Source organism: Vibrio sp. V42_P2S4T144 (assembly GCF_009904715.1).
GTDB classification, from domain to species: domain Bacteria; phylum Pseudomonadota; class Gammaproteobacteria; order Enterobacterales; family Vibrionaceae; genus Vibrio; species Vibrio alginolyticus.
The window spans coordinates 1-6,347 of sequence record NZ_WXWS01000433.1; the positions used below are offsets into that span (position 1 = coordinate 1).

Annotated in this window: 4 protein-coding genes; 2 read left to right on the plus strand and 2 right to left on the minus strand. The window is 46.1% G+C overall.

What is annotated here, in order from left to right; translation table 11 throughout:
* Positions 1–1,443: methyl-accepting chemotaxis protein (locus CAG68_RS14555; RefSeq protein WP_161441307.1), on the plus strand; the 1,443-nt coding region annotated here is incomplete at its 5' end.
* Between the two features lie 141 nt (positions 1,444–1,584).
* Here CAG68_RS14555 and tkt read toward each other — a convergent pair.
* A complete protein-coding gene (gene tkt, locus CAG68_RS14560; protein WP_161441308.1) occupies positions 1,585–3,576 on the minus strand; it encodes a transketolase in 1,992 nt (663 codons plus the stop codon).
* Between the two features lie 125 nt (positions 3,577–3,701).
* Entirely contained in the window at positions 3,702–4,652 is a 951-nt protein-coding gene (gene tal, locus CAG68_RS14565; RefSeq protein ID WP_005373488.1) for a transaldolase, read from the minus strand.
* Positions 4,653–5,118: 466 nt separating this feature from the next.
* Here tal and CAG68_RS14570 point away from each other — a divergent pair, with 466 nt between their 5' ends.
* Positions 5,119–6,120 carry a sugar-binding transcriptional regulator gene (locus tag CAG68_RS14570; RefSeq protein WP_005387670.1) on the plus strand — a complete coding sequence of 334 codons (1,002 nt, stop codon included), beginning with the start codon at positions 5,119–5,121 and terminating at the stop codon, positions 6,118–6,120.
* The last annotated feature ends 227 nt before the right edge of the window (positions 6,121–6,347 follow it).

Consider the following 6,347-nt stretch of genomic DNA (forward strand, 5'->3'; position numbering starts at 1 on the left):
GCTGAATACACTCACGAAGAACTTGTCGGTCAGAACCATAATATAGTTCGTCATAAAGATATGCCTAAAGCCGCTTTCGGTGATATGTGGGCACGCCTTAAACAAGGTAAAGCCTGGCGTGGAATGGTTAAGAATGCCACTAAGTCTGGCGGTTACTATTGGGTTGATGCTTATGTCACCCCTATCTACGAAGACAACCATGTTGTTGGGTATCAATCAGTGCGCGTGAAACCAAAGCGAGAGTGGGTTGATATTGCGACAAAAGCCTACAAAAGCATGCGTGCTGCAGAGAAGTCTGGCCGAACTTGGTCGTTGAAAATCAATGAAACCATTCGCTATGCGATTCTACTTGGTGCACTAACCGCACCTGCAACCGCATATGCGTTGTCTGTTGAAGGGCCGTTGGCTTGGCTTGCAAGTGCGTTACCTGCAAGTGTTCTAGCTCTGTTATTCCGCCAAGAGTTAATTGATACACCTCAGCAACTTAAAAAGTTACAAAAGCAATATGACAGCGTAAGTCGCTTGATCTATTCTGGTAACACGGCATTTTCGATTGCCGATTTCCATATCAAAATGCTATCCGCAAGAATTCGAACCGTGTTAGGAAGAATGACTGACTCCGCATTGCCTTTGCAGCATTGCGCCGAAGAGCTTAGTCAAACAACGGCAGAAGTCTCGGCTGCATTAAATCAGCAAAATACCGATATTCATCGTGTGCGAGATGCTACCCAAGAGGTGGAGTTGTCGGCAAATTCGGTTTCTTCGAGTACCAATGATGCCCATATGTTGATTGATGATACATTGAAGTCATGCTTGATGGCGAAGGAGACCATCGATCAAACGCACACCAATCTAGCGCAATTAAGCCTTCAAGCTGAAAAAGCGACGGAAACGACGTATCAACTGAGTGATCAGGCGCAGAAGGTGAACCATTTGATGGAAGAGATTGGTGGGATCGCAGAGCAAACCAATTTACTGGCACTTAACGCGGCGATTGAAGCAGCAAGGGCAGGGGAGCAAGGTCGTGGTTTTGCTGTTGTAGCTGATGAGGTCCGCGCGCTTTCTGGGCGTTCATCCAATGCAACTGAACAAATCCAAGCTTCTATCTCCACTATGTTGGCAACGATTCAAAGTTGGCAGAAAGATATTCTGGCAAACAAAGAGCAAACCGATGCCTGTTCTCAAGTAGCAGAACAAAGTGCGTTGCGTTTGTCTGAAGTTGAACAGATGATGCAAACCATGAGTGGGCTGATGGTTGATGTAGCAGAAGCGGCGAATAACCAGTTAAAGCTATCTAGTGATGTAAACCAGCACATTCATTCTATCGCTTCGACCGCAGAACAAAACTTGGCAGCAACACATTCAGTTGAACAAAACAGCCGACAGTTGAAAGACCAAGTACAAGATTTCTATCAGCTCGCACTTCGATTTGAAGACAAATAGTCGTAACGAAAGTTGTGATGTTTATGTCCTGGCTGCGTTTATACGAATAGGAGCCAGATAAAAGAAAGCCCCGCCATTGCTGGTGGGGCTTTTCAGTTTTCACATTCGCAATAGAGAAAACTGACTATCTTTTTACTGCAATTACGCGAGTAGCTCTTTTGCTGTGTTCACTACGTTTTCAGTCGTGAAGCCAAACATTTTGAATAGTTCGCCAGCTGGTGCAGATTCACCGAATGAAGTCATACCGATGATGCGACCGTCGAAGCCTACGTACTTGTACCAGAAGTCAGCAATACCTGCTTCAATTGCGATACGTGCTGTTACGTCTGATGGCAGTACAGCTTCACGGTAAGCGGCGTCTTGTTTGTCGAATGCGTCTGTTGATGGCATTGAAACAACGCGTACTTTCTTACCTTCAGCAGTTAGCTGTGCTGCTGCTTCTACTGCTAGTTCAACTTCAGAACCTGTTGCGATAAGGATTAGCTCAGGCTTGCCTTCGCAATCTTTCAGAATGTAAGCACCTTTCGCGATGTCTGCTACTTGTTCTGCTGTGCGCTCTTGTTGCGCAAGGTTTTGACGAGAGAAGATAAGTGCTGTCGGTGCATCTTTACGTTCAATCGCTAGTTTCCAAGCTACAGCGGACTCAACTTGGTCACATGGACGCCATGTGCTCATGTTTGGTGTTAGGCGTAGCGATGCCATTTGCTCAACTGGTTGGTGAGTTGGACCATCTTCGCCAAGACCGATAGAGTCATGCGTGTACACTTGGATGTTCTGAATTTTCATCAGCGCAGCCATACGCATTGCGTTACGTGCGTACTCCATGAACATTAGGAATGTTGCGCCGTAAGGAACGAAACCACCGTGTAGCGCGATACCGTTCATGATCGCTGTCATACCGAATTCACGTACGCCGTAGTGGATGTAGTTACCAGAGAAGTCGCTTGCTTCTAGAGACTTAGAACCAGACCACATGGTTAGGTTAGAAGGTGCTAGGTCAGCAGAGCCACCCATGAACTCTGGTAGTAGAGCACCAAATGCTTCTAGAGCATTTTGAGACGCTTTACGTGATGCAATGTTTGCTGGGTTAGCTTGAAGATCAGCAATGATTTGGCTTGCTTTTTCTTCCCACTGTGCAGGAAGCTCGCCGTTTACGCGGCGTTTAAATTCAGTTGCCAGCTCAGGGTACGCTGCTTCATAAGCTGCAAATTTCTCGTTCCACGCTGCTTCCTTAGCTGCGCCTGTTTCTTTCGCTGACCATTCTGCGTAGACTTCTTGCGGAATTTCAAAAGGACCGTGCTCCCAACCTAGTTCTTTGCGTGTTGCTGCGATTTCTTCTGCACCTAGTGGCGCACCGTGACAATCGTGTGAACCAGATTTGTTTGGTGAACCAAAACCGATGATAGTCTTAGTACAGATAAGTGTAGGACGTGGATCCGCTTTCGCTGCTTCAATTGCTGCGTTGATTGCGTCAGCATCGTGACCGTCTACTGCAGGGATTACGTGCCAACCGTAAGCTTCGAAACGCTTAGGTGTGTCGTCAGAGAACCAACCTTCAACGTGACCGTCGATAGAGATGCCGTTGTCATCCCAGAACGCGATCAGCTTGCCTAGACCTAGAGTACCTGCAAGAGAACATGCCTCGTGCGAAATACCTTCCATCAGACAGCCGTCGCCCATGAACACGTAAGTGAAGTGGTCAACGATGTCGTGGCCTTCTTTGTTGAACTGTGCTGCTAGCGCTTTTTCAGCTAGAGCCATACCAACCGCGTTAGTGATGCCTTGACCTAGCGGACCCGTTGTGGTCTCGATTCCTGGCGCGTAACCATACTCTGGGTGACCAGGAGTTTTAGAGTGAAGCTGACGGAAGTTTTTCAGATCGTCGATAGACAACTCGTAACCTGCAAGGTGCAGTAGAGAGTAAATCAGCATTGAGCCGTGGCCGTTAGACAGTACGAAACGGTCGCGGTCTGCCCACTCAGGGTTTGATGGGTTGTGGTTTAGATGAGAGCGCCAAAGAACTTCAGCGATGTCAGCCATACCCATAGGTGCACCTGGGTGACCAGAGTTAGCTTGTTGAACACCATCCATGCTTAGCGCACGGATTGCATTTGCTAGATGTTTACGATCCATAGTGATTACTTCTCGATATTTGATTTAAATAGAGGGAACTCGCCGAAACAAGTTCAAATAGAATTTTTTGAAAATAGTGCTGATGGTAAAAGCGAGTAGACGGGCTACTCGCTTTTGGTAAGCAATTAAAGCTTAGCTTCGATCATCGCTTCTAGTTTGCCTTGGTCAACGGCGAAGTTGCGGATACCTTCAGCCAGCTTCTCAACAGCCATTGGGTCTTGGTTATGTTCCCATAGGAACTCTGCATGAGTCATTGGTGCTGGACGCTCAGCTGCGCCTTTAGAATCAACTAGTTTCTCAACTACTTCACCTTCAGCTGCTTCTAGTTCTGCAAGTAGAGCAGGAGCGATAGTTAGACGGTCACAACCAGCTAGTTCTAAGATCTCACCGATATTACGGAAGCTTGCGCCCATAACTACAGTTTTGTAGCCGTATTCTTTGTAGTAGTTGTAGATCTTAGTTACAGATAGTACGCCTGGATCTTCTTGAGCTTCGAAGTCACGGCCTTCTTTCGCTTTGTACCAGTCCATGATACGACCAACGAATGGCGAGATTAGGAATACACCCGCTTCTGCACAAGCACGTGCTTGAGCGAACGAGAATAGAAGCGTTAGGTTACAGTTGATGCCTTCTTTTTCTAGGATCTCAGCTGCGCGAATGCCTTCCCAAGTTGAAGCCAGTTTGATAAGGATACGGTCGTTAGTGATGCCAGCATCGTTGTACATTTTCACTAGTTGACGAGCTTTCGCTACGCTGCCTTCCATATCGTAAGATAGACGAGCGTCTACTTCTGTAGAGATACGACCTGGGATAGTTTTTAGGATTTCTTTACCGATGTTTACTGCAAGCATGTCACAAGTATCTTGAACTTGTTGAGCTTTGTCGTTGCTCTGTGCTTTAGCGTATTCGATTGAAGCATCGATTAGAGGTGCGTACTCTGCGATTTGAGCGGCTTTAAGGATAAGAGAAGGGTTAGTTGTTGCGTCTTCTGGCTGATACTTTTTAATTGCATCAATCTCGCCAGTGTCTGCTACTACAGTCGTTAGTTTACGAAGTTGCTCTAACTTGTTGCTCATAATCGATCATCCTATTTAAATGGGCTTAAGCGTGATTTTTGTTATCACAGCTTGTGCATTTGCAAGCGAGTTAGCTAACCGTCTCATCGCATTTAATGAGACATCTGCTCAGCCAACTACGGAAAATTTCGTTACCGAACAAATGCTATGAACATTTGATCGATAGCTGAGTAAATGATGTGTCCATATTTATCCTATCTATGCTGAAAGTCAATCGCTGAAATGGACTTATAGTGAACTTCATCAACGTTTTTTTACTGTGTGTTTAGTGGTTAACCCAAATAAACGTTTGCCCTTATTGTTCAAAGCTTGAGCGTTGTCCAAGAGGGTAAAAAATTGTAGTGAGAAAATGTTATTGCGATGAGCAAATGTAGCGTTTAAATTGATAAAGAACATATGCTAAGTCAATGAGCATATGTTCACTTATTGCATACAATATCGATCCTCTTAAAGGGCGAGAGAAACCATGAGCAGTTCTAATCAAGATATTTCCATTGAAAACACGGATTTGTTGACAGAGATTTCCGTCGCGTATTATCAAGACGGTGCGACTCAGGAAGAGATATCGAGAAAATTTGCCATATCACGCGCAAAGGTTGGGCGAATGCTCAAGCAGGCGCGTGATGAAGGCATTGTTGAAATTACCGTTAAATACCATCCGGTGTTCAGCGCCAAGATCGAACAACGTTTGATCGAGCGATTCGGCGTTAAGCGCGCGCTTGTTGCTCTTGATCAACCGAATGAAGAAGCGCAACGACTACAGGTATCGGGATTGGTGTCCAATTATCTCACTAGCACGCTCAAAAACGGCATGGTGGTGACGGTCGGACAAGGGCGCAACGTGTCGTCTGTCGCTCACCATATTGGTGTTATTACGCCGCGTGATTGTAAATTTGTGTGTGGCATTGGTGGTATTCATCCGCGTGGCGGTATGTATAACGCCGACCATATTTGTCGTCAGTTGGCGAAGAAATATGGGGGGACCTCTGAAACCCTTTATGCGCCGGCTTACGCAGAAAACAGAGAACAGAAGTTGGCCTTTATGCAAAATGCAACCGTGAAACAAACGCTCGACCTAGCACGTAAAGCCGATGTCGCTTTGGTTGGTATTGGTGACATGAGCGAAAACAGTTACATGGTCGACTTAGGTTGGTTTACGCCTGATGAAGTGGTTCAGTCGAGACTTCAACAAGGTGTGGTAGGGGATTTTGCAGGTTATGACTTCTTTGATATTCACGGTAATGTAGCGAACACGGTAATGAGTGACCGAGTAATTGGACTTGGTATTGAAGAGTTTCGGCCGATCTCGGAAGTCATTGCGATCGCAGCAGAGAACAGCAAGCCGCTCGCTCTACTCGGAGCATTAAGAACTGGAGCGATAGACGTGATCGCCACGAGCGTTAGCAACGCATTAACCGTGCTCAACTTAGATGAGCAAATGCACGGCAACGCGACATCTGAACGCTAACGGAAATAGTCGGCTTTTGATGTAGTCAGGCTATGAGGAGGGACAAATCACTCATAGCCAGTTTCTATTTCGAAATGACAAGTTTGGTTTAAAAGCTGCGTTTAGTTTATTGGAACACATCATCTTTAGATAAACGTAAGATACTATGTTAAACAGACACTTGTCTTAACGCTCGATAGGTAGAGAGTGGTCAGCACCCCATTCGGTCCAAGAACCGTCGTACACCG